This is a genomic window from Curvibacter microcysteis (genome assembly GCF_028649455.1).
In the GTDB taxonomy this organism is placed as follows: Bacteria; Pseudomonadota; Gammaproteobacteria; order Burkholderiales; family Burkholderiaceae_C; genus Curvibacter; species Curvibacter microcysteis.
Genome location: NZ_JAQSIO010000009.1, coordinates 1 through 23,452, shown reverse-complemented (window position 1 = coordinate 23,452; position 23,452 = coordinate 1). Strand labels below are relative to the sequence as shown.

21 protein-coding genes and 1 rRNA gene are annotated in these 23,452 nt (G+C 66.1%); 5 read left to right on the top strand and 17 right to left on the bottom strand.

Features of this window, described 5'->3' with window-relative positions; all coding sequences use genetic code 11:
• Window positions 1–156: 156 nt before the first annotated feature.
• Complete coding sequence (locus PSQ39_RS18520) at window positions 157–1,056, top strand: DMT family transporter (protein WP_273928576.1); 900 nt, start codon at window positions 157–159, stop codon at window positions 1,054–1,056.
• Between the two features lie 19 nt (window positions 1,057–1,075).
• Here the strand turns inward: PSQ39_RS18520 and PSQ39_RS18515 are convergent, their stop codons facing one another.
• The 13 genes from PSQ39_RS18515 to PSQ39_RS18455 form a co-directional block, all read right to left on the bottom strand.
• On the bottom strand, window positions 1,076–1,882 hold the full coding sequence (locus PSQ39_RS18515) for an SDR family oxidoreductase (protein WP_273928574.1): 807 nt from the start codon (window positions 1,880–1,882) through the stop codon (window positions 1,076–1,078).
• A 121-nt stretch (window positions 1,883–2,003) separates the two neighbouring features.
• Window positions 2,004–2,939, bottom strand: a complete 936-nt coding sequence (locus PSQ39_RS18510; RefSeq protein WP_273928571.1) for a DMT family transporter — start codon at window positions 2,937–2,939, stop codon at window positions 2,004–2,006.
• A 59-nt stretch (window positions 2,940–2,998) separates the two neighbouring features.
• Window positions 2,999–4,621 carry a gamma-glutamyltransferase family protein gene (locus tag PSQ39_RS18505; protein WP_273928569.1) on the bottom strand — a complete coding sequence of 541 codons (1,623 nt, stop codon included), beginning with the start codon at window positions 4,619–4,621 and terminating at the stop codon, window positions 2,999–3,001.
• Window positions 4,622–4,838: 217 nt separating this feature from the next.
• On the bottom strand, window positions 4,839–5,543 hold the full coding sequence (locus tag PSQ39_RS18500) for a GntR family transcriptional regulator (RefSeq protein WP_273928568.1): 705 nt from the start codon (window positions 5,541–5,543) through the stop codon (window positions 4,839–4,841).
• Entirely contained in the window at window positions 5,543–7,162 is a 1,620-nt protein-coding gene (locus tag PSQ39_RS18495) for an ABC transporter substrate-binding protein (RefSeq protein ID WP_273928567.1), read from the bottom strand. The genes PSQ39_RS18500 and PSQ39_RS18495 overlap by 1 nt, the downstream gene beginning before the upstream one ends.
• A 242-nt stretch (window positions 7,163–7,404) precedes the next feature.
• A complete protein-coding gene (locus PSQ39_RS18490) occupies window positions 7,405–8,370 on the bottom strand; it encodes a Bug family tripartite tricarboxylate transporter substrate binding protein (RefSeq protein WP_409242054.1) in 966 nt (321 codons plus the stop codon).
• Window positions 8,371–8,435: 65 nt separating this feature from the next.
• Entirely contained in the window at window positions 8,436–9,737 is a 1,302-nt protein-coding gene (locus PSQ39_RS18485) for a DUF3422 family protein (protein WP_273928566.1), read from the bottom strand.
• A 200-nt stretch (window positions 9,738–9,937) separates the two neighbouring features.
• Window positions 9,938–11,449 carry a tripartite tricarboxylate transporter permease gene (locus PSQ39_RS18480; protein WP_273928565.1) on the bottom strand — a complete coding sequence of 504 codons (1,512 nt, stop codon included), beginning with the start codon at window positions 11,447–11,449 and terminating at the stop codon, window positions 9,938–9,940.
• 18 nt (window positions 11,450–11,467) lie between these two features.
• A complete protein-coding gene (locus tag PSQ39_RS18475) occupies window positions 11,468–11,956 on the bottom strand; it encodes a tripartite tricarboxylate transporter TctB family protein (RefSeq protein WP_273928563.1) in 489 nt (162 codons plus the stop codon).
• 195 nt (window positions 11,957–12,151) lie between these two features.
• Window positions 12,152–13,948, bottom strand: coding sequence for a GspE/PulE family protein (locus PSQ39_RS18470; protein WP_273928561.1), 1,797 nt, complete (start codon window positions 13,946–13,948; stop codon window positions 12,152–12,154).
• Between the two features lie 154 nt (window positions 13,949–14,102).
• Window positions 14,103–14,882, bottom strand: coding sequence for a class I SAM-dependent methyltransferase (locus PSQ39_RS18465; RefSeq protein ID WP_273928559.1), 780 nt, complete (start codon window positions 14,880–14,882; stop codon window positions 14,103–14,105).
• 69 nt (window positions 14,883–14,951) lie between these two features.
• The gene (locus PSQ39_RS18460) at window positions 14,952–15,443 is read right to left on the bottom strand and encodes a DNA-deoxyinosine glycosylase (protein WP_273928557.1); all 492 of its coding nucleotides are present in this window, start codon (window positions 15,441–15,443) and stop codon (window positions 14,952–14,954) included.
• Window positions 15,440–16,294, bottom strand: coding sequence for a TatD family hydrolase (locus tag PSQ39_RS18455; protein WP_273928555.1), 855 nt, complete (start codon window positions 16,292–16,294; stop codon window positions 15,440–15,442). Before PSQ39_RS18455 ends, PSQ39_RS18460 begins: the two co-directional genes overlap by 4 nt.
• 142 nt (window positions 16,295–16,436) lie before the next feature.
• Here PSQ39_RS18455 and PSQ39_RS18450 point away from each other — a divergent pair, with 142 nt between their 5' ends.
• Both PSQ39_RS18450 and PSQ39_RS18445 read left to right on the top strand, forming a co-directional pair.
• Window positions 16,437–17,396 carry a chemotaxis protein gene (locus PSQ39_RS18450; protein ID WP_273928553.1) on the top strand — a complete coding sequence of 320 codons (960 nt, stop codon included), beginning with the start codon at window positions 16,437–16,439 and terminating at the stop codon, window positions 17,394–17,396.
• A 380-nt stretch (window positions 17,397–17,776) separates the two neighbouring features.
• Window positions 17,777–17,980, top strand: a complete 204-nt coding sequence (locus tag PSQ39_RS18445; protein WP_273928552.1) for a hypothetical protein — start codon at window positions 17,777–17,779, stop codon at window positions 17,978–17,980.
• 68 nt (window positions 17,981–18,048) lie between these two features.
• Here the strand turns inward: PSQ39_RS18445 and PSQ39_RS18440 are convergent, their stop codons facing one another.
• The 3 genes from PSQ39_RS18440 to PSQ39_RS18430 are packed head-to-tail and all read right to left on the bottom strand — an operon-like array spanning window position 18,049 to window position 20,403.
• The gene (locus PSQ39_RS18440; RefSeq protein ID WP_273928549.1) at window positions 18,049–18,423 is read right to left on the bottom strand and encodes a hypothetical protein; all 375 of its coding nucleotides are present in this window, start codon (window positions 18,421–18,423) and stop codon (window positions 18,049–18,051) included.
• A complete protein-coding gene (lolD, locus tag PSQ39_RS18435) occupies window positions 18,420–19,154 on the bottom strand; it encodes a lipoprotein-releasing ABC transporter ATP-binding protein LolD (protein WP_273928547.1) in 735 nt (244 codons plus the stop codon). Before lolD ends, PSQ39_RS18440 begins: the two co-directional genes overlap by 4 nt.
• A complete protein-coding gene (locus PSQ39_RS18430) occupies window positions 19,147–20,403 on the bottom strand; it encodes a lipoprotein-releasing ABC transporter permease subunit (protein WP_273928545.1) in 1,257 nt (418 codons plus the stop codon). The genes lolD and PSQ39_RS18430 overlap by 8 nt, the downstream gene beginning before the upstream one ends.
• A 35-nt stretch (window positions 20,404–20,438) precedes the next feature.
• On the opposite strand from PSQ39_RS18430, the gene PSQ39_RS18425 reads away from it, so the two are divergent.
• Both PSQ39_RS18425 and recJ read left to right on the top strand, forming a co-directional pair.
• Window positions 20,439–21,428, top strand: a complete 990-nt coding sequence (locus tag PSQ39_RS18425) for a phosphoglycerate mutase (RefSeq protein WP_273928543.1) — start codon at window positions 20,439–20,441, stop codon at window positions 21,426–21,428.
• Window positions 21,425–23,152, top strand: a complete 1,728-nt coding sequence (recJ, locus tag PSQ39_RS18420) for a single-stranded-DNA-specific exonuclease RecJ (protein ID WP_273928541.1) — start codon at window positions 21,425–21,427, stop codon at window positions 23,150–23,152. Before PSQ39_RS18425 ends, recJ begins: the two co-directional genes overlap by 4 nt.
• Window positions 23,153–23,357: 205 nt before the next feature.
• Here recJ and rrf read toward each other — a convergent pair.
• Window positions 23,358–23,452 (bottom strand): 5S ribosomal RNA (gene rrf / locus PSQ39_RS18415); the annotation flags it as partial.

Sequence of the window (23,452 nt, the reverse complement as noted above, 5' to 3'; positions counted from 1 at the left end):
CTGTGGAAGGCGTCAGGGCCCGCTCCAGATCGACCGGAGCGAGGCGGCGCCGCACACAGCGCCACGGCGCAAGACGGCCCCGATGGTGCCACGATTTGCGGGTGCTTGCAGTCAGTCGGCCGCGCTGGCCCCGGTCAGCCTGTACAGTGCGCAGCCATGGCCAACCGACTGACTCCTTCCACCATCACCTTGCTGACCCTGCCCCCCTTGCTGTGGGCCGGCAATGCCGTGGTGGGCCGCCTCGTGCACGAGCTCGTGCCCCCGATGACTTTGAACTTCCTGCGCTGGGTGCTGGCCTTCGTGCTGCTGCTGCCACTGGCCGCCGCGGTGCTGAAAAAGAACAGCCCGCTGTGGCCGCACTGGCGCCGCTACGCGCTGCTGGGCCTGCTGGGCGTGGGCTGCTACAACGCGCTGCAGTACCTGGCCTTGCAGACCTCCACGCCCATCAACGTGACCCTGGTGGGCTCCAGCATGCCGGTGTGGATGCTGACCGTGGGCGCCCTGTTTTTTGGTGTGCCGGTGGCGCGGCGCCAGCTGCTGGGCGCGCTGCTGTCCATCCTGGGCGTGCTGCTGGTGCTGAGCCGGGGCGAATGGGCCCAGCTGATGGCCTTCAAGCTGGTGCCGGGTGACCTGTTCATGCTGCTGGCGTCCATCGCTTGGGCCTTCTACAGCTGGCTCTTGGTGCGCACGCGCGAACCCGCAGAGGTGCGCGGCGATTGGGCGCAATTTCTGATGGCGCAGATGGTGTTTGGCCTGGCTTGGTCTGGCCTGTTTGCCGGTGGCGAATGGGCGCTGACCGCTGCCCACATCCAATGGGGCCCCGCCCTGCTGGCGGCGCTGGCCTTCATTGCACTGGGCCCGGCCCTGCTGGCCTACCGCTGCTGGGGCGCGGGCGTGCAGCGCGCCGGCCCAGCCATGGCGGGTTTCTTCATCAACCTGACGCCGCTGTTCGCGGCCGTCATGTCCACCCTGTTCCTGGGTGACCACCCGCAGTGGTTCCACGCGCTGGCCTTTGCGCTGATCGTGGCCGGCATCGTGGTGTCGGCGCAGCGCTGAGCGCGCTGCGCAGGCAGGCTCAGTAGGTGCCTGGGTAGGCGCCGCCATCGGGCAGGATGTTCTGCCCCGTCAGGTAGGCCGCGTGCGTGCTGCACAAGAAGGCGCAGATGGCACCAAACTCGTCCGGGCGGCCATAGCGGCCCGCCGGGATTTGCGCCTGCTGGCTGGCGCGGATGGCGTCCACGCTCTGGCCGGTCTTCTTGGACGTGGCCGCCACCGTGGTGGCGATGCGGTCGGTGTCGAACTTGCCCGGCAGCAGGTTGTTGATGGTCACGCCCTTGGCGGCGATCGAGCTGCGTGCCACGCCCGCCACAAAACCCGTCAGGCCACTGCGGGCCCCATTGCTCAAGCCCAGGATGTCGATGGGCGACTTGACCGAGCTGGAGGTGATGTTGACGATGCGCCCAAAGCCACGCGCGGCCATGCCGTCGATGGTGGCCTTGATCAGCTCGATCGGCGTCAGCATGTTGGCGTCCAAGGCCTTGATCCAGGCCTCGCGGTCCCAGTCGCGGAAGTCACCGGGCGGCGGGCCGCCCGCGTTGGTGACCACGATGTCGAAGTTCACGCCCGGGCCACCGGGCACGGCCAGCAAGGCAGCACGGCCGGCTTCGGTGGTCACATCACCCGCCACCGCCAGCACCTGGGCACTGGCCGGGCGCAGTGGGTCGGCCAGCAAGCGCTCGGCAGCTGCCTGCAGGGCTTCGGCGCCGCGCGCGCCAATCACCACGTTCACGCCCTCACGCACCAGCGCCTGGGCACAGCCAAAGCCCAAACCCTTGCTGGCGCCACATACCAAGGCCCACTTGCCTGCAATGCCCAAATCCATGCTGATGCTCCTGTTGATTCAAAGTGATGGTTCGTTGGGCGCTGATGATACGGGGGCCTGGCAAGCCGTGCTGGCCTGGGGCCAGCGCACGGCGGGGGCCGCGGGGGCCACGCCCGGCGGCTCAGCCGCGCCCGCTGCGCGTGAAGATGAAAATACCCGCCAGCACCAGGACCGAGCCCACCGCCACCCAGGCGGTGAAGGGCTCGCCGAGGATCAGCACGCCCATCAAGATGGTGGACATCGGGCCCACCATGCCGGTCTGCGCGGTCAGGCTGGCGCCAATGCGCTCGATGGCCATCATCACGATCAGCACCGGCACCGCCGTGCACAGCGTGGCGTTGAGCACCGAGAGCCACAGCACCTCGGGCGCGACCACGGCCGCCGACATCGGGCGCAGCAGCACAAACTGCAGCAGGCAGCACAGGCAGGCCACCGAGGTGGCCAGACCGACCAGGCGCAGCGAGCCGATGCGTCGCACCATTTCGCCGCTGTAGACCAGGTACAGCGCGTAGCTGACCGCGCTGAGGAACACCAGCAGGGTGCCCCAGGCGGCTTGCCCGCCTTGCAGCTGAATCTCGTGCCCAAACACCAGCAGCACCCCGCTGTAGCTGACCGCCATGCCGGCCAGCTGGCGCCAGCTGATGGCCTTGCCATAGAGCACGCGGCCCAGCAGCAGCACCAGGGTGGGGTTGAGGTACAGGATCAGGCGCTCCAGGCTGGCACTGATGTAAGCCAGCCCGGCAAAGTCCAGAAAGCTGGCCAGGTAGTAGCCGCTGAAACCCAGGCCCAGGATGCCCAGCCAGTCGCGCCGGCTCAGCGGGCTGGGCCGCTGCGCGCCCCGCCGGTAGGTGCCCCACCAGGCCATGGCCAAGAAGATGGGCAGCGCAAACAGCATGCGGTACATGATGAGCGTGACCGCATCCACCCCATGGCGGTAGGCCAGCTTGACGATGATGGCCTTGCCGCTGAAGGCAATCGCCCCAACGGTGGCCAGCACCAGACCGAGCGCGAATTGCTTGGAGGCTTCGCCCGAAGCGGGCGCTGAGGAAGAAGACAAAAGAAGACCGCTTTCTGGGGCCCGCGCTCAGGCGGGCCCAGGGACCAGAGACAAAACGCTCAGAAGCCGGCGGCCAGACCGTCGCGGCGCGGGTCGCTGGCCACCACATAGCCTTCGACCTTGGGGTCGCCGGCGCGCCAGATGAACTGGCCCGCACCGAAGTCCTGGTAGGAGTCGTTGATGACTTCCATCACATGACCGCGTTCGGCCAGGCCTTGCACGGTGTCGCTGCGCAGGGCGGACTCGACGTTGATCTCCAGGCCCGCGTTGTAACGCCAGCGCGGGGCGTCGCAGGCGGCCTGCGGGTTTTGGCCGTAGTCCAACATGCGCACCAGGGTCTGCATGTGGCCTTGCGGCTGCATGTTGGCGCCCATCACGCCGTAGCTCATCACCGGCTGGCCGTCCTTGGTCAGGAAGGCCGGGATGATGGTGTGGAAGGGGCGCTTGCCCGGTGCCACCAGGTTGGCGGGGTTCAGGGCGCCGGCGTCCAGGCTGAAGCCGTGGCCGCGGTTTTGCAGGCTGATGCCGAAGTTAGGTTCGACGCAGCCCGAACCGAAGCCCATGTAATTGCTCTGGATGAAGCTGACCATCATGCCGTTCTCGTCGGCCGCCGTCAGATAAATGGTGCCGCCCTTGACCGGGTTGCCCGCGCCGAAGTCCTGTGCCTTCTTCATGTTGATGAGCTTGGCGCGCGAGGCCAGGTAGGCGTCATCCAACATCTGTTCGGGCGTGACTTCCATGGACGAGGGCTCGGCCACGTAGCGGTAGACGTCGGCGAAGGCCAGCTTCATGGCTTCGATCTGCAAGTGCTGCGAATCGATGCCATCCACCGGCAGCGAGCCGATGTCGAAGTTCTGCAGGATGCCAAGCGCGATCAGCGCGGCAATGCCCTGGCCATTGGGCGGGATCTCGTGCAGGGTGTAGCCACGGTAGTCCTTGCCCAGCGGCTTGACCCATTCGGGGCGGTAGTCCTCAAAGTCGCGCGCCGTGACCGTGCCACCGTGCTGGGCCGAGAAGCGCTCGATGGCCTGGGCGATTTCGCCACCGTAGAAGGCGGCACCCTTGGTGTTGGCGATGGCGCGCAGGCCTTGAGCGGCCGACTTGAACTGGAACAGCTCGCCCACCTTGGGGGCCCGGCCCCAGGGCAGGAAGGCGTCGGCAAAACCCGGCAGGCCGCGCAGCTCATCGGTGGCGGCCGCCCATTTTTGCTGCACCACGGTGGGCAGCAGGTAGCCGCGCTCGGCGATCTCGATGGCGGGCTCCATCAGGTCGGCAAAGGGCAGCTTGCCAAAGCGCTCGCTCAAAGCCACCCAGCTGCTGACCGCACCGGGCACGGTGACGGCATCAAAGCCGCGCTTGGGCGGGTTCTTGGCGTCGGCGCCGTACTTGCGCTTGAAATAGTCGGGCGTCCAGGTCTGGGGCGCGCGGCCCGAGGCGTTGAGGCCGTGCAGCTCTTTGCCGTCCCACAAGATGCAGAAGGCATCGCTGCCCAAGCCGTTGCTGACGGGCTCGACGATGGTCATGGCGGCGGCAGCCGCGACAGCGGCATCGACCGCATTGCCGCCCTTCCACAGCATGCGCAAGCCGGCCTGGGCTGCCAGGGGGTGCGAGGTAGACACCACGTTGCGGGCAAAAACCGGCAAGCGGGTGCTGAGGTAGGGGTTGGCGTAGTCGAAGTTCATGGGGTCACACCAGGAAGTTGGGGGTTGTGCGCTGCGCCGCGTGGGACCGACAGGTGTTCATCGCGGGCGCCGCACAGAGTCAAAAATTATCGCACCGAGGGCCGGGCCGTGGGGGCGGCGTGGCCCCGCCAACGCGCCCGCCGTGCTGCACCCTGGCGAGGGCAGGCTTGCAGCATGGCGAGGGCAGTTGGCGCTGGGGCCGTGCGCCGCTCGGCGCTCACGGCAAGGCGGGCGGGTCACGCCATTGCGGCGCCAGCAAGCTGGTGGCGTGGCGCGCCGACAGCAGGTGGGAGCGCATCTCGCGGTGGGCCGCCAGCGCGTCGTGCGCCAGCAGGGCCTCGACCAGGCGGCTGTGCTCCTCGTAGGACTGGACCAGCCGGTCCAGGCGCGTGAACTGGCCGCGCCGGAACGCCGTCACCCGGCTGCGCAGGGTGCGCGTGGCCTCGATCAGGTAGGGGTTGTGCGCCCCTTCCAGAATGATCTGGTGCAGGCGCTGGTTGGCGCGGTCGTAGGCCTCCATGTCGTGCGCTTGCATGGCTTGGCGGCCCTCGGCGTGGGCCTGCAGAAGGTCCTGGCGCTCGCTGGGGCTCAGGCGCAGGGCTGCGTGGCGGGCGCACGCGGACTCCAGCTCGGCGATGGCCTCGAACATCTGGTCGAGTTCAGCCGAATCCAGCTGGCGCACCACCGAGCCGCGGTTGGGCCGGTAGTCCGCCAAGCCGCTGGCCACCAGCAGCTTGAGCGCTTCGCGCACCGGGGTGCGCGAGACCTGGTAGCGCGCGGCCATGGCCTGCTCGTCCAGGTGCAGGCCTGGGGCCAGGTGGCCCAGCACGATGTCGTCGGCCATGCGGCGCAGCACATGGTCGACCAGCTGCCCCCGGGGCACGGGGGCGGCGCTGCGGACTGCGTCGCCGCCCGAGGACATCAGTAGCCCACCGTGGTCAGGTCTTGGAACCAGTGCTGGGCCTGCACAAAGTGCTTGATCTTGGGCGAGTGGGCATGGGGGTTGGTGTCGTGCACCACCCACAGCATCAGCGCCTGGTTGACCAAGGTTTCATGCAGCGAGGCCAGCAGCTTGTCCTGCGCCTTGGGGTCGAAGGTGGTGCGGATCTTGTCGATGGTCGCGTCCACCTGCGGGTCACTCAGGCCGCCCCAGTTCACGCCATTGGGTGCGATGTAGCGGCTGTCCATGAAGCGGGTCAGCGCGTAGAAAGGGTCGGCTGTGACGTAACCCAGGTTGATGGCACTGATGCCCTTGCCGGCGTTCATGTCGGCCTTGGCCCCACTGCGCCAGTGCAGGTAGAGGTTCTCCAGCTCAACCACTTCAAACTCGATCTGCACCCCGATTTCAGCCAGGCTTTGCTGGATGAACTCGTTCATGGGCAGCGACAGCATCTGGCCGCTGCCCCCCTGGGCGATGATGACCTTGGCCTTGAGCGGACGGCTCTTGCCGTAGCCGGCCTGGGCCATCAGGGCACGGGCCTGGGCCAGGTCGTACTTGATGTCAAAGGTCGGCTTGCCAAACCAGGGGCTGCTGGCGTCCAGTTGGCCGCGGGCCACCGAAGCCTGGCCGTTGAGCAGGCTGACGATGGCCTCGCGGTCGATGGCCAGGTTGACAGCCTTGCGCACCCGCACATCGGTCCAGGGCGAGCCGGGCTGGGTGCTGAAGTGGTAGGGCCAGACATGGGGCGTGACATTGCTGACGATCTTGAAGCCGCCCTTTTGCAGCTGGGCCAGCGCGTCTGGTGGCGGGGTTTCGATGACATCGACCTGGCCGTTGAGCAAGGCATTGGCCCGGGTCAGCGCGTCGGGGATGGGCATCAGCACAATGCGGTCGGCCTTGGCCAGGCGGGTCTTGTCCCAGTAGCCGGCGTTGCGCACGAGCTCGGCGCGCTCACGCGGCACCAGCTTGTCGAGCTTGAAAGGGCCGGTGCCCGAGGGCTGGCTGGCGACCTTGTTCCAGTCGCGGCCCAGCTTGTCCCATTGCGTGGGGCTGCCGATCAGGAACCAGGGCAGCTGGTAGGGGAAGAGCGCGTCCACGTCCTTGGTGGTGATTTCCACCACGTCTTCGCTGACCTTGCGCCAGCTGGCGATGGAGGGGATGCGCGGGCGCACCTGGGCGGCCTGCTTGGCGTCGTACTGCGGGGATTTGTCGCCCAGCACCTTGTCGAGGTTCCAGACCACGGCATCGGCATTGAAGGCCGAACCGTCATGGAACTTGACGCCCTTGCGCAGCGTGAAGAGCCACTTCTTGGGGTCTTTGGGGTCGGGCTTCCATTCGGTGGCCAGGCCGGGCACGAGCTTGCCAGGGCGGCTGCCGATGTTGGCTTCCCAGGCAATCAGGGGGTCATAAATCGTGTGGCCGGTGAACTGGTACGCCCCGGCGCCCCGGTCGGGCTGACCCGAGGTGAGTGGGATGTCGGCCATGGAGATGCCAAAACGCACCACCGACTCGGCCCAGCTGGCGCTGCTGACGCCCAAAGCGCCCACGGCCAGGGCCGCAGACCAGGCCAGGCGGCGAAACCGCAGGGAGGCTGATTGCATGGAAGAGGCTCCTCAAAGATCGGAAAGCCTTCTCTGAGCATGCAACATGCCAGACTGCGCACCCGCACCCGCTGTTTTTTAACAAGGCGCATGGGCTGGTGCTCTGGAGCGCTTTGCTTTTTTTCGCACCCTGCCGCCAGGGCCCGCCTGGATCGCCCCCAGCCCGTGCACTCCCCAGCCCTGTGCATGCAAGGTCAACAGGCCAGCCACGACCTGGTGCAGCGCACCGGACTGGGCCTCATTCAATCGCCGGTGATCTTGCGCTCGACGATGATCTTCTTCCACTTGGCCGCGTCCGCCGCCACCAGGGCGGCAAACTGGGTTGGGCTGCCCGTGACCCCTTCGATGCCCAGACGCGCCAGCTTGTCCTTGACTTCCGGGTCGGCCAAGGCTTGCTGGGTGGCGGTGTTGAGCCGGGTCTGCAACTCCACCGGCAGGCCCTTGGGGCCGTACAGGCCAAACCAGGTGGTGGACTCAAAGCCGGGCAGCACGTCGGCGATGGGGGGCAGGTCGGGCACCAAGGGGCTGCGTTTGAGCGTGGTCACGCCCAAGGCGCGCAAGCGCCCATCGCGCACATGGGGCAAGCCCGTGGGCAGGGAGTCAAACAGCACATCGAGCTTGCCGCTGACCAGGTCGGGAATGGCCAGCGCCGTGCCCTTGTAGGGGATGTGCACCACAAACAAGCCCGCCTGCGCCTTGAACAACTCGGCCGTCAGCTGAACGATGGTGCCGTTGCCGCTGGAGGCGTAATTGAGCCGCCCCGGGTTGCGCCGCGCGTGCTGGATCCACTCCTGCACCGTGTGGGCGGGTGAGCTGTTGGGCACCAGCATGATGCTGGGCGCCAGCCCCACCTGGGCGATGGGGCTGAAGTCATGCACCGGGTCGTAGGGCAGGCGCGCATTGAGCGCGGGGCCGATCGCGTGGGTGCTGCTGGTGGCCAGCAGCAAGGTGTAGCCATCGGGCGCGGCCTTGGCCACCAGATCGGAGCCAATGGTGCCACCGGCGCCAGGCCGGTTCTCCACCACCACCGTGGTGCCCAGGCGCTCGCCGAGCTTTTGCGACACGGTGCGCGCCAGGATGTCGGTGGCGCCCCCGGCCGGGAAGGGCACCAGCAAACGCAGCGGCTTGCTCGGGTAAGCCGCCTGGGCCCAGGCCAGCGGGGCCGTGCCCCAGGCGGTGGCAGCGCTCAGAAGATGACGTCGTTTCAAATCCAACTCCTCACAGGTTCAACAGTTCGAACGAAGCGGCAAGTTGTGTGCCCGCTCCAGGGGACTCAGTGGCGTGCCCCGCCCACGATGCGGTGGTGCATGCGCCGCAGCGACCACCACACCGACAGCAGCACGACCGGGATGGCCACGGCCGTGGTGGTCTCGGCGCTGAGTGGCCAACCCACCTTGGTCGCGCCCTTGGCCACATAGCCCACCAGGCCCACGATGTAGTAGCTGATGGCCGCGACCGACAGACCCTCCACCGTGGACTGGAGCTTGAGCTGCAGGTCCTGGCGCTGGTTCATGGTGGTCAGCAGGTCCTGGCTGCTCTGCTGCTGCTCGATCTCAACGCGGGTGCGCAACAAATTGCTGATGCGCGAGACGCGCTGCGACAGCGCATCCTGGCGCCGCGCGGCCCATTCGCAGGTGCTGCGGGCGGGGGTGAGGCGACGCTCCATGAATTCCCCAATCGTCTGCAAGCCGGCCAGGCGCGTTTCGCTGATGTCGGCAATGCGTTTGTCGACCAGTTCGAAGTACGCCGCACTGGCTGAAAAGCGGCTGTGCGTCAGTGCGTACTGGCTCTCGACCTGGCCCGCCAAGCGGGTCAGGCGGTCCAGCAGCTGGGGCTCGTCGTCGCGGGCCGCCGCGCGGATGGCTTCGGCCAGGGCGGCCAGTTCCTGGTCCACGGTGGACAGCAAAGCCCCCGCTTCACGCGCCACCGGCAAGCCCAGCAGCGCGGCCATGCGGTAGGTCTCGATCTCCAGCAGCCGCTGCACCAAGCGGCCCAGGCGCCGCGGCGACAGGCTGCCGGCCAGCAAGAGCATGTGGGAGAAGCCATCGGCGTGGATGGCGAAGTCGGTGTAGACCTCGGCGTAGCCGTCGGCCACCTGGGAGGCCACCAGGGACTCCTCTTGAAACAGGCGCTTGACCCAGGCCTCGGGGTCGGGTCCGGTGGTGGGCAGCACAGACAGGTGCATGGCGGTGAAGCAACGCCCAGGCAGGGCAGCCAGCCACTCCTGCGGCACGACGGCCGCCGCGGTGGGCAACTGAGCCTGGCCCAGGGCCTCGGCATCCACGGCGCGGCTGAAGGTCCAGCTGACAAATTCGGTGTGCAGCTCCCAGCGCAGGCGAAACGGGCCCAGCTCGGTGCGCAAGTGGGTGGAGTGGGCGTCAGGCGGGGCCTGGTGGTGGTCCCGCAGCAAAGACGCCAGGTGTTGGCGGCTGCGTTCGCGCTCGCTGGCGTCGCAGGCCATGACCAGGTGCGAGATCACCAGCGGGGCGCTCAAGGCCTCGGGGGGGCGGGCATGCACCTCGTTGTGCAGCGCCACGCGCTGCGGATGCTGTTGGAGTTGAAACGGCTGGCTCATGCGTCCCTTGGTGTGGCCGGAGTCGTTCCGGGGAAGACACATTTTGACTCAAGCCAGGGGCGGCTTCGCACGCCGCCAGGCTCTGCCGCGCGAGGGGCACCGGGCAACCGGCATGCCCTCAGACGAAAAAAAACGGCACCCGAAGGTGCCGTTTTGCTGAAGTGCCCGGGCGGCGGCAGACACCGTGCCCCGAGCTGGCTTCAGTCTTCGACGAAGGCTTGTTCGCGCTTGTTCTTCACGGCGGGCATCAACACGATGACCAGCAGCAAGGCAGCGGCGGCCAGCAGACCTGCCGACAGCGGACGGGTCACGAACACGCTCCAGTCGCCACGCGACAGCAGCAGCGCACGGCGCAGGTTTTCTTCCATCATCGGGCCCAGGATGAAGCCCAACAGCAGCGGCGCAGGTTCCACGCCCAGCTTGTTGAACAGGTAGCCGATGAAACCGAAGCCACCCACCATCCAGATGTCGAAGGTGTTGTTGTTGGTCGAGTACACACCGATCGCGCAGAACAGCACGATGGAGGGAAACAACCAGCGGTAAGGCACGGTCAGCAGCTTGATCCAGATGCCAATCAGCGGCAGGTTCAAGATGATCAGCATGGCGTTGCCGATCCACATCGAAGCGATCAGGCCCCAGAACAGTTCGGGGTTGCTGGTCATCACCTGCGGGCCCGGCTGGATGTTGTGGATGGTCATCGCGCCCACCATCAAAGCCATCACGGCGTTGGGCGGAATGCCCAGCGTCAGCAGCGGGATGAAGGAGGTTTGAGCGCCAGCGTTGTTGGCGGCTTCAGGCGCAGCCACACCACGGATGTTGCCTTGACCGAAAGGAACTTCGCCGGGTTGCAGCTTGGTCTTCTTTTCGATCGTGTAGGCCGCGAAAGCCGCCAGCAAGGCACCGCCGCCAGGCAAGATGCCCAGGGCCGAACCCAGGGCCGTGCCACGCAGCACAGCGGGGATCATGCGCTTGAAGTCCGTCGCGGTGGGCAGCAAGCCTTCCACCTTGGCGGTGAAGACTTCGCGCTCGTCATCGGGTTGGGCCAGGTTGGTGATGATTTCACCGTAACCGAACACACCCATGGCGATGGCCACGAAGCCAATGCCGTCGGTCAGTTCCGGGATGTCGAAGCTGAAGCGCGCCACACCCGAGTTCACGTCGGTACCGACCAGACCCATCAACAGGCCCAGCACGATCATGGCCACGGCCTTGAGCAAGGAGCCCGAAGCCAGCACCACGGCGCCGATCAGGCCCAGGATCATCAGCGAGAAGTATTCAGCAGGGCCGAACTTGAAGGCGACTTCGGTCAGCGGCGGCGCGAAGGCGGCCAAGATCAAGGTGCCCACGCAACCGGCGAAGAACGAGCCCAGACCCGCAGCGGCCAGTGCAGGACCCGCGCGACCCTTGCGGGCCATCTGGTAGCCGTCGATCACGGTCACCACCGACGACGATTCGCCCGGCAGGTTGACCAGAATCGCGGTGGTGGAGCCACCGTACTGGGCGCCGTAGTAAATACCGGCCAGCATGATCAGCGCAGCCACCGGGGGCAGTGCGTAAGTGGCGGGCAGCAGCATGGCGATGGTGGCCACCGGGCCGATGCCCGGGAGCACGCCAATCAGCGTGCCCAACAGGCAGCCGACGAAGGCGTAGACCAGGTTTTGCATGGTGAAAGCCACGCCAAAACCAAGCGACAGGTTATTGATCAGATCCATTTGTGTTGTCCTCTACGCTCAGCCGGTGATGAAACTGGGCCAGACCGGGAACTGCAGTTTCAGCAGCACCACGAAGGCCAGGTAGCTGCCCACGGCCAGAATGACCGACAGCACCAGCACACCCTTGAGGTTGAACTCGTTGCCAGCCAGGCTGGCGATGATGACCAGAGCAAAGATGCCCAAGATCATGCCCATGGCCGGGATCCCGAAGCTGGGCAGACCGCCCAGCAGGATGCCGAACAAGAAGTTGGCTGCCAAGATGAAGAACAAGGGCTTCCAGGCCCACTTGCCAATCTTGTCACCCGATTCGGTCTCGACCACCAGCGCCTTGAAGGTGATCACGCTGCCGATCAAGGCGAGCAAAATCCCCAACATGAGCGGGAAGTACCCGGGACCCATGCGAGCACCACTACCGACGCTGTACGTCGTGGCACCCCATGCAAACGCAATACCGACCACCATGAACATGAGGCCGGAAAAAAAGTCTTTTTGACTTTTGATTTTCACGAGTTATCTCCTCGAAAGAATTTTTCGACTGGCTGATTGTGGTGGCTTTCAGTTGCCTGACAGATGTGGATACCACCTACCGAAAGCGCCGTTCGACGCCTGCTGGACACAGGCGCGACACAAATATCGGGCAAACCAAGGGAGAACCCGAATTGACCCCAGCGAGGCCTGAATCCAAGCCGCAAAAAGCAGGGCTCAATCGAGCGGCGGCGTGGCCGCCAACACCTCTTCCAGCGTGGTCAGCCCCTCGGCCACACGCAAAGCGCCCGCCAATCGCAGAGGACGCATGCCGTCGGCCACGCCCTGGCGGCGCAAGGCCTCCATGCTGGGCTCTTTGTTGACCTTGTCCTTGAAGGCCTCGCTGACGGTGAGCAGCTCGTACAGGCCCATGCGCCCCATGAAGCCGGTCATGCGGCAGTCCACACAGCCCACGGGCTTGTAGGGGCGGTAGCCGCCGTTGATGTTGATCTTCCAGGGCTTGACGAAGGCGGCCAGGGTCTGCTCGGACACGGCCTCGTCGCGCACCTTGCACTGCTTGCACAGCGTGCGCACCAGGCGCTGCGCCAGCACCCCCAGCACGGTGGCATTGAGCAAGTACGGCGGCACGCCCAGCTCCATCAAGCGGGTGATGGCACTGGGGGCGTCATTGGTGTGCAGAGTAGAGAACACCAAGTGGCCGGTCAGGGCCGCCTGCACCGCCATGTCGGCGGTCTCCAGGTCGCGGATTTCGCCCACCATGATGATGTCGGGGTCCTGCCGCATCAGCGAACGCAGGCCCTCGGCAAAGCTGAAATCAAGCTGGGGCTGGACCTGGGTCTGGTTGAAAGCGGGCTCGATCATTTCGATCGGGTCCTCCACCGTGCAGACATTCACCTCGTCGGTGGCGATGCGCTTGAGCGTGGAGTAGAGCGTGGTGGTCTTGCCCGAGCCCGTGGGCCCGGTGACCAGCACGATGCCATAGGGGCGGCGCACCAGCTGCTCCCAGCGTTGCGCGTCGTGGGCGGAAAAGCCCAGCGCCTCGAGGTCCTTGACGGCGGTGTCGGGGTCGAAGATCCGCATCACCATTTTTTCACCAAAGGCGGTGGGCAAGGTGGACAGGCGCATTTCGACTTCATCGCCACGCGGGTTGCGGGTCTTGATGCGCCCGTCTTGTGGGCGGCGGCGCTCCACCACGTCCATGCGGCCCAGCAACTTGACGCGGGCCACCATGGCATTGAGCACGCCCATGGGCATTTGGTAGACCGAGTGCAGCACGCCATCGATGCGGAAGCGGATCACGCCCTGCTCGCGCCGAGGCTCCAGGTGGATGTCGCTGGCGCGCTGGTCAAAGGCGTACTGCCACAACCAATCCACCACCCGCACCACGCCCTGGTCATTGGCATCGAGTTGTTTGTTGCTGCGGCCCAGCTCGACCAGCTGCTCGAAGCTGGCCGCGTTGTTCACCGCACCCGCTTTTTGCGCCGCGCGCACCGACTTGGCCAAGGCAAAAAACTCGGCCGTGAAGCGGTGGATTTCCAGCGGGTTGGCGACCACTCGGCGCACGCGCCGACGTGACTGGCGCTCGACCTCGGCCACCCAATCGGTGATGAAGGGCTCGGCCGTGGCCACCACCACCTCGGAGGCCGTGACCTGCACCGGCAGCACCCGGTGGCGCTCGGCATAGGCGGCGCTCATGGTGTCGGCCACCTTGCCCACATCGACGCGCAGCGGGTCGATGCGCAGGTACTCGACGCCCGCACGGCCAGCGATGTACTGGGTCAGCGACTCGAGGTCCAGCGACTTGCCGTCCGAGGCGCGGCTCATGGCCACACTGGCCAAACGCACCAGGGGGTGTTGCATGCTCTCGGCCTGGGCACACCGGGCCACGGTGCGCTCGGCTTCTTCGGCACTGATGACCCGGTCCTCGCGCAACCAACCCACGACACGTCGCCAATCCAGCAAGCCCTCAAAAGGCGCGCTGGGCGCCGGCGTGGGCGTGACGGAAGATGACATGGCTGGGCGGTTCCGGTGGGGCATGGGCATGGGCCAGGGCTGGCCAATCAAGGCGGCACGAGGGGGCCGCTCACCCCTTCAGCATAACGCGGCCCGAGGCGATTCAGGCCGGCGCCAAACTGGCTTTGCCAAGCCGCAACAAGCCACCAAGCCCTCAGGCCGACAGCTTGGTCTGCAAGGGCTTGAAGGCGCGCAGCCATTTGGTGGCGGGCAGGCCCCAGCGGCTTTGGATGAACTCGGCGCGCTCCATCAGCACCTCGCGCTTGGGCCGCGAGGGGGTGCGCTGGGCCAGCACCACGGTGTTGCCCTCGCGCGTGGGCTTGAAGGCCCAGACGGCATCGATGCCAAAGGCCTCGACCATTTTCTCCACACTGCGTTCGTAGCTGGACGAGCGGCCGAACAGATTGACCGTCATGCAGGCCTCGTCGCTCAGCAAGCGGCGGCAGTCGGCGTAGAACTCGGCGCTGTCCAGCACCGGGGCGGCGGCTTCGTGGTCGTAGAGGTCGACCTGCAAGGCATCGACCACGCCGTGCCACATGGGGTCGCGAATCTCTTCGGCCGCATCGGCGATCACCACGCGCAGCTTGCTGTCGTCGGCCGGCAGCTTGAACCAGCCACGGCAAGCGTGCAGCACCTGGGGGTTCAGCTCGATGGCGGTGGTGGTCACCCGCAGCTTTTTGCGGCAGAACTTGGTCAAGGTCCCAGCGCCCAGGCCCAGCTGCATGGCGTGAAAGCGCGTCAGGCGGGCCGGGTCGGTGAAGAGCAGCCAGGCCATCATGCGCTGCACGTACTCCAGTTCGATGTCGTAGGGCGCGTCCATGATCATCGAACCCTGGATCCACTCGGTGCCCAGGTGCAGGCAGCGCACACCGCCATAGTCGGAGAAGTTGACTTCGGGGAGTTCGACAGCGGGAGCAGACTTGGGGCGGGCCATGGCAAAGCATTCAAAAAAGGTGCCGAACTTTAGCAGGCGTGTGCCGGCTGACCGTCCGAGCCTCAGGTCTCAAAGCAGACCGGCCTGGCGCAAGGCCTCTCCCCAGGCCTGGACCTTGTGCTCCAAGCGCTGGGACGCGTTGGCTGGGCTGCTCGATGGCAGTCGGCACACGGGCAAGCCCAAGGCCCGGGTGTGGCGTGCATGGCGAAAGCTCTCGCCGCCGTTGTGGGCGATCAGGGCCAGGCTTGGGCAGCGCTGGCGCAGGCTGGCCAGGTCGTTGAGCTGGGCCTGGCGGATGTCGGCGTCCAGGCTGCCCTCGCGCTCACAGGCGGCATACACGTCCCACAGGCCCACGCCGCGCGACAACAAGGCCTGCAGGCGCTGGGGGTAATCCAAGGCCCGCAAGTCGACCTGCCACAGCGTGCCGAGAATGCGCCAGAACTGGTTTTGCGGGTGGCCGTAATACTGCTGCAGCGCCAAGGAGCGCACCCCCGGAAAGCTGCCCAGGATGAGCAGGCGTGTGTCGGCGTTCAGCACCGGCGCCAGGCCTTGCAAGCTCATGCCAAGGCCTCGGCAGGCAGCAAGCTGGCCAGGCGCGGCAAGGCCTCGCAGGCGTTGCAGGTGGTGGCCTGCAAGACCGCCTCCAGCGGCAGGCCGCGCAGATCGGCCAGCACCTGCGCAATGCGGGGCAACTCGGCCGGTGTGTTGCGGCCCTGGGGCAGGCCTTGGTCGCGCTCGGCGGCGCTGCGGTACAGCCAATGCGGCGGGATGTCGGGCGCGTCCGTCTCCAGCACCAAGGCGGACAAGGGCAGCTCGGTGGCCAGGCGGCGCAGCTGCAGCGCACGGTCAAACGTCAGCGCGCCACCAAAGCCCAGCTTGAAACCCATGTCGATGAAGGCCTGGGCTTGCTGAAGGCTGCCGTTGAAGGCGTGGGCAATGCCCTGCCAGCGGGCGCTCCGCCCCCCGCCCACGGCACGCAGCCCCGCCAGCACCAGGTCGGCCGACCGCCGCACATGCAGGATCACGGGCAGGTCATGCCGGCGCGCCAACTGCAGCTGGGCGCGGTAAATCCGCTGTTGGTGGGCCATGTCGAGGCCCGGTACAAAACCGTCCAAGCCGATTTCGCCGACCGCGACCAGGCGCGGGTCCTCGATCCGGGCCTGCAATTCAGCCGCCAATTGGTCCATGTCGTCTTGAGTGGCCGGCGCGCTGTAGAGCGGGTGGACGCCCAGCGCATAGCTGTCGCCAAAACGGTGGGCCAAGGTGCGCACGGCGTCAAAGTGGTCGACCTGCACCGCCGGCAGCACGCAATGGCCAACGCCCACCGAGCGGGCCTGCTGGCGCACGGCGTCCAGGTCGGGTGCCAGCTCCGGCGCGTCGAGGTGGCAATGGGTGTCCAAACAAAACAACATGGCAACGATGATGCCGCAAAGCAGCTGGCCCAGGCGCGCCTGGGGGCAAGCCGAAACCTGCGTTCAATTTGCGCTGACACCGCTTGCCTGGCCCAGGCTTCGGGCTAGACTGTGCTACTTCACAGACCCAGCGGGAATCGCCATGACCTCAGAAGCACAACGCGAGATCGACGAGCGCACGAACCTCACCAGCAGCAACAAGTTTGAGTTGCTGCTGTTCCGCTTGGGCAAAGACGCCCATGGCGACAAGGCCGAGTTGTTTGGCATCAACGTCTTCAAGGTGCGCGAGATCGTGGAGATGCCCAAGATCACCGCCATCATCGGCGCGGCCAAGGGCGTGCTGGGCGTGGTCAACCTGCGTGGCCAGGTGATCCAGGTGATCGACCTGCCCTTCATCGTGGGCTGCCAACCCCAATCGGGACTGAACATCATGCTGGTGGCTGAGTTTGCGCGCCACACCATTGCCTTCGCGGTCGAAGGGGTGGAAGAAATCGTGCGCCTGGACTGGACCCAGGTGCTGGCGGCCGAGGGCAACGCCGCCTCGGGCCTGGTGACCAGCATTGCGCGCCTGGACGGCGATGTGGACAACACCCGCCTGGTGCAGGTGCTGGACGTGGAAGCCATCCAGCGACGGGTCTCCCCATCGGCCGATCAGGAGGTCGACACGACCACCATTGGCCCTGGGCTGGCGTTGCGACCGGGCTCGGTGGTGCTGGCGGCGGACGACTCGCCCATGGCCCGCACCTTGATGGAAAAGGCCCTCGAAGCGATGGGCGCGCCCTTCATCATGACCCGCAGCGGCAAAGAGGCCTGGGAACGCCTGCAGTCCATCGAAGCGGATGCCCGCGCCCATGGGCAAACCATCCAGGACCGTGTGGCCCTGGTGCTGACCGATCTGGAAATGCCCGAGATGGATGGCTTCACGCTGACGCGCAACATCAAGCAAGACGGGCGCTTCAAGGGCTTGCCAGTGGTCATCCACTCCTCGCTGTCGGGCACCACCAATGAAGACCATGTGAAGAGCGTCGGCGCCGATGCCTACGTGGCCAAGTTCGCACCCGCTGAATTGGCCCAAGTGCTGCGCACGGTGATGACGCGTTAACCCCCCACCGCGTCGCGGCACCGCCAGCGACGCCCTGTAGATCCCTCGCCCGGCGACATTGGCCGGGCACGCCAAGGCCTCCTGCGTCCGCAGCGAGGCCTTTTCATTGCGTGGGCCCCGGCCAAGACGCCGTTCAAGTCCTGCCCCGGCGCGCCGATATCACCCCAAAGCAGGCCGATCTGGTGCCGCTGCACAGGTCCAGGACCAGGTTCGAACAAGGCCCCTCCGCCGGCAAAACAAAGGCCAGAGAAGACCCGGAAAGACCCGTCTTTTCAAGCCTTTGAAAATGAATGTCTGACCGACCATGTCGGGACGTGGAAAAGCGCCATGACAGCCTTCGATGGGCGGGGGACTGGTGGCGCACAGGCCGCGTCGACACCATGAACATCCTTCGCTTGCGCATTCGCCCTGATGCCCCGATCAACCTGAGCGCCCCCCTGGCGCCCACCAGCCCCTCGGTGGTCACGGTGCGCAACTCCGTGATCGCCTCGCTGCCGCAACGCCCGGCGGTCCAACAAGACGACGCCCTGCCGCGCAGCCAGGCCCGCTCCAACGTGGACGGAGCAGCCGCCTCGGCGGCTTGAATGGATGGGCTTGAGCGTCACTGGCTGAAGGTCTCGGGCGCTGCGCGGTCACTGCCGCTGGCCCAGCCTCAGTCGAGCAAGTTGAACTGCTGGCGGAACGCCGCAGCAAACACGGCCCCACCGCAGATCGACACGGTCAGCGTGCAGCGCTGACGTGGCTCAGCCGGCAGGGCCTCGGTCAAGCTCAGCGCCGCCGCATCCCAGTGCAGGGTCCGCACGGGCTCGGACTCGACCCAGGCCTGCACGTCCACATCCCACAGCGCCCCCTCGTCCAGCGCGCCCTCCGCGCCGAAATGCTGGCGGGCCCATTGCATCACCTGACGCAATTCGCGCTCCATCGCGGCCCACTGCTCAGGCCAGACGCTGGCCATGGCGTCCAGGGTTTGCGTCTCGTCGATGTCCTCGCTGAGCTCGAAATCCAGGTAGTCCAAACTGAGGCTCACAGCGCCGCCCCCGAAACGCTCGCCGCGCCCAAGGTCGTCTCGGACAGGCGCCCGCGCACCAGTCGCAGCTGACGTGCGCATCGGGCGGCCAGGGTCTCGTCGTGGGTGACCATGACAAAAGCCGTGCCCTGTTCACGCGCCAGGCCCAGCATGAGTTGGAACACCTGTTCCGCCGTGCCCCGGTCCAAATTGCCCGTGGGTTCGTCGGCCAGCACACAGGCCGGCTGGGTGACCAGGGCACGGGCCATGGCCACACGCTGGCGCTCACCACCCGACAGCTCAGCGGGGCGGTGCTGCAGGCGCTCGCCCAGGCCCACTGCCTCCAACATGCGGCGGGCTGCGGCGCTCGATTCCGCGGGCGCGGCACGGCGGATGCGCAAGGGCATGGCGACGTTGTCCAGCGCGCTGAACTCGGGCAGCAGGTGGTGGAATTGGTAGACAAAACCCAGGTGCTGGTTGCGCAGCCGGCCTTGGGCCGCCGCGTCCAGTCCGGCCAGATCCTGCCCCATGAGGGTGACACGCCCTTCACTGGGGGCGTCAAGGCCGCCCAGCAGGTGCAGCAGGGTGCTCTTGCCTGAGCCCGAGGCGCCCACGATGGCAATGGTGTCGCCGCGTTGGATGCTCAGGTCCACGCCTTGCAACACGCTCACGTCCAGGCGCCCCTCGGTGAAACGCTTGCACAGGCCGCTGGCCTGCAGGATGGGGGCTGCGGTGGATTCGGACTTACTCATAGCGCAGGGCCTCTGCAGGGTTCACGCGGCTGGCGCGCCAGCTGGGATACAAAGTGGCCAAGAAAGCCAGCACCAGGGAAATCAAGGCAATCGGCACGATGTCGCTGCTTTGGGGCTCGCTGGGCATGCGGCTGATCAGGTAGATGTCTTTAGGCAGGAAGCTCGCGTGGAAGGCGCGCTCCAGCGCGGGCACCAACACGTCAATGTTGCAGGCCACGCCCAAACCCAGCAGCAGGCCCGCCAGGGTGCCAATCACACCGACCATGGCCCCTTGCACGACAAAGATGCCCATGATGCTGGACGGGCTGGCGCCCAAGGTGCGCAAGATGGCGATGTCGGCGCGCTTGTCGGTCACGGTCATCACCAGGGTACTGACCAGGTTGAAAGCGGCCACGGCCACGATCAGGGTCAGGATGATGAACATCATGCGTTTTTCGAGCTGCACGGCGGCAAACCAGGTCTTGTTTTGCCGCGTCCAGTCGGTGATCAGCAAGTCCCCGCTGAGCGTGCCAGCCAGTTGCTGCGCGACCTCGCGCGCTTCGTGCAGGTCTCGGATGCGCAAGCGCACACCGGTCGGGCCTTCAAGTCGGAAGATGCGCGCTGCATCGTCCATGTGCATCATGGCCAGGGTTGAGTCGTACTCGTAGTGCCCGGAGTCGAACGTACCCACCACCGTCATTTGCTTGAGCCGAGGCACCACCCCAGCCGGGGTGACCTGGCCGCTGGGCGCAATCAGGGTCACCGGGTCGCCCTGGCGCACGCCCAGGCTGCGCGCCAGTTCAACCCCCAGCACCACTCCAAATTGACCGGGCACCAAGCGGGCCAGCACATCGTCCTTGAGCGCTGCTGCGAGGTCGGTCACCTCAGGCTCCTGACTGGGATCAATGCCCCGCACGATGGCGCCACGCAAGGTCTCACCTCGCCCCAGCAGGGCCTGCACCGCCACAAATGGGGCTGCGCCCAAGACGGCCGGGTTGCGCCGGGCTTCAGCCAGGGTGCGGGTCGGGTCGGGCAAGGACTGGCCATCGGGCGTGAAGATTTCAATGTGGGCGACCACGCTCAACATGCGGTCACGCACTTCTTTCTGAAAACCGTTCATCACCGAGAGCACGATGATCAAGGCCGCCACGCCCAGCGCAATGCCCAACATGGACACGCCGGAGATGAAAGAGATGAAGCCATTGCGCCGCGTGGCGCGGCCCGCGCGGGTGTAACGCCAACCCAGGGCCAGTTCGTAGGGGATTTGCATGGAGCCGAGATTGTGGCATCCCGGACAATAGCCCCATGCCAGATTTGAAAACTGCCCCAGCCGCAGGGGCGCCCGCCACGCGGGCCCTCATCGTGCCTTACGCCGGCGCCGGCCCTGAGGCCGCCCAAAGCGCCTTGAACACCTTGGCCTTGCCCCAATTGGACCGATTGCTGCAGCGCTTGCAGCCCGAGGCCCCCGACGAAGGCGATGAATACCACTACATCCCGCCCCACGAACGGGCCCTGGCACGGGCCTTGGGCCTGCCCGACGGACAGGGTGGCGCAGGCGATCCACCCTGGGCCGCTCAGCGTGCGCAGCAGAGGGGTTTGGACACGGAACAAGCCTGGGCGTGGCTGAGCCCTAGCCATTGGCTGATTGGCGCGGACCAGATCCAAATGGGTGCCCCCAGCGAACTGGGTTTGGACGCCGCCGAAGCCCAGCGCCTGATCGACGTGCTGGCCCCCTTCTTTGCAGAAGATGGCATCCAACTGCACCTGGACACGCCCGATCGCTGGCTCGCCAGTGGTGAGGTCTTCCGAGGCCTGCACAGCGCCGCCCTGGACCGGGTGCTGCGGCGCGACATCCAGGCCTGGCTGCCCGAGGGCCCTGGCGCCCGAAGCCTGCGCCGCCTGCAAAGCGAAACCCAGATGTTGCTGTACACCCATCCACTGAGCGAGGCGCGCAGCGCGGCCCGCCAGCCCGTGGTCAACTCCTTTTGGGTCAGCGGGAGTGGCACGCTCCCGGCAGGGTGGCAAGCCTCGCTCCAGACACCAGAGGTGCTGGAAGACCTGCGCCAACCCGCGCTCGATGGAAATTGGGCGGCCTGGGCGCAGGCCTGGCAGGCCATGGACAGCGGTCCGGTACACGAACTGCTGAAAGCGGCCGAGGCAGGTCAGGCCGTCAGCCTGACCTTGTGCGGTGAGCGCTCGGCCCGCCACTGGCGCAGCAGCCCGCGTTCCCTGTCCCAGCGCCTTCGTGGCTGGATCAGCCGCCCGCTCAGCAAGCCCTGGCTGGAGGCCCTGTGAAGATCACTGAACGGGACATCCCACCTCGCGCCACCTGGGCCCTGGAGCAGGCAGGCATTCATCCCCTGCTGGCACGTCTGTATGCGGCACGAGGGGTCAGCCATCCCGAGCAACTGGATGACGGCTTGGCCAAATTGCTGCCGCCAAGCAGCCTCAAAGGGGCCGCCGAGGCCGCCGTGCTGCTGGCCGATGCCATGGCGCGCAAGCAGCGCCTGTGCATCGTGGCCGACTACGATTGCGACGGTGCCACCGCCTGCGCTGTGGCGGTGCGCGGCCTGCGTCTGTTGGGGGCCCAGCATGTGGACTATCTCGTACCCGACCGCGTCGTGGACGGCTACGGCCTGACCGCGTCGATCGCAGAGCGGGTGCACGCACGTGGCGCGGAGGTGTTGATCACGGTGGACAACGGCATCGCCAGCCTGGATGGCGTAGCCCGTGCCAAGGCCCTGGGACTGCAGGTGCTGGTCACGGATCACCACCTGCCCGCAGCGCAGTTGCCGGACGCCGACGTCATCGTCAACCCCAACCAACCAGGCTGTGACTTTGAAAGCAAAGCCATGGCCGGCGTCGGTGTGATGTTTTACGTTCTGCTGGCTTTGCGCGCTGAATTGCGCCAACGGGGCCTCATCGACGCGCAAAATCAGCCAAAGCTCGACGCGCTGCTTCCCTTGGTCGCACTCGGCACTGTCGCCGATGTGGTGCGTCTGGATGCCAACAACCGGCGACTGGTAGCCCAAGGTTTGAAGCGCATCCGCGCTGGCGCCCTGCCTGTGGGTGTTGCCGCGCTGTTCCGAGCCGCCGTGCGAGAGGCCCGCGCAGCCACCACTTTTGATTTCGGCTTTGCGCTGGGCCCACGCATCAACGCAGCAGGCCGGCTGTCCGATATGACGTTGGGCATTGAATGTCTGCTGACCGATGACGCCGGTCGCGCCGATGAATTGGCCAAGCTGCTCGACACGATCAACCGCGAACGACGCGAGATTGAAGGCGGCATGCGCGACCAGGCCATGCTCATCGCTGAATCCTTGTTTGCCGAGGACGAAGAAGCGCCTCCAGCCATCAGTGTGTTCGACCCCGACTTCCATGAAGGGGTGGTCGGAATCGTGGCTTCACGCCTGAAAGACAAGCTGCATCGACCCACTTTTGTCTTTGCCGCAAGTGCAGCCCCGGGCAAGGAACACGAACTCAAGGGTTCGGGACGGTCCATTCCTGGTTTTCATCTGCGCGACGCGCTGGATCTGGTCGCCAAACGCCACCCCGGCGTTCTGATCAAGTTTGGTGGTCACGCCATGGCCGCAGGCTGTACCGTGGCTGAAGAGCACTTTGACACCTTTGAGCAGGCCCTGGCCCAGGTTGCCCATGAATGGCTGGATGCCGCGACCCTGACACGTCGCCTGGACACAGACGGCGCCCTGGCCCCGGAATACCGGCGTGTCGATTTGGTAGACACCTTGCACCGCGAAGTTTGGGGACAGGGGTTCGCACCGCCGACCTTCAGCGAGGAAGTCGAGGTCGTCTCACAACGGCTGGTGGGCGAGAAACACCTGGCACTCAAGCTCAAACACCAGGGGCAGCCCGTTGACGGCATTTGGTTTGGGCACACCGAGCCCTTGCCCCAACGTGTCAAACTGGCGTTTCGACTCGATGCCGATGAATGGCAAGGTGTGCGCCGTGTGCGCTTTTTGGTTGAAGGGGCTGAGCTGCCGTGCGAAACAAATGCTTGAAGTCATGGTGAGACTTCTCTGTAGACGCCGCTGAGGGTCATTTGCCAACAAGAACAGCTCCCTCGGGAGCTGTTTTTTGTGGTGTGCTGCTGTTGGCGCTTGGGTATCGACCGATGCTTGCATGTCCCGAGAGGGTTGCAGCTTTGCATCCCCCAAAGACAAAACCCCCGCCCAATGAAGGGAGGGGGTTTTGAGGGCTGTAATAGCCTGACGATGACCTACTTTCACACGGGAACCCGCACTATCATCGGCGCGGAGTCGTTTCACTGTCCTGTTCGGGATGGGAAGGAGTGGTACCAA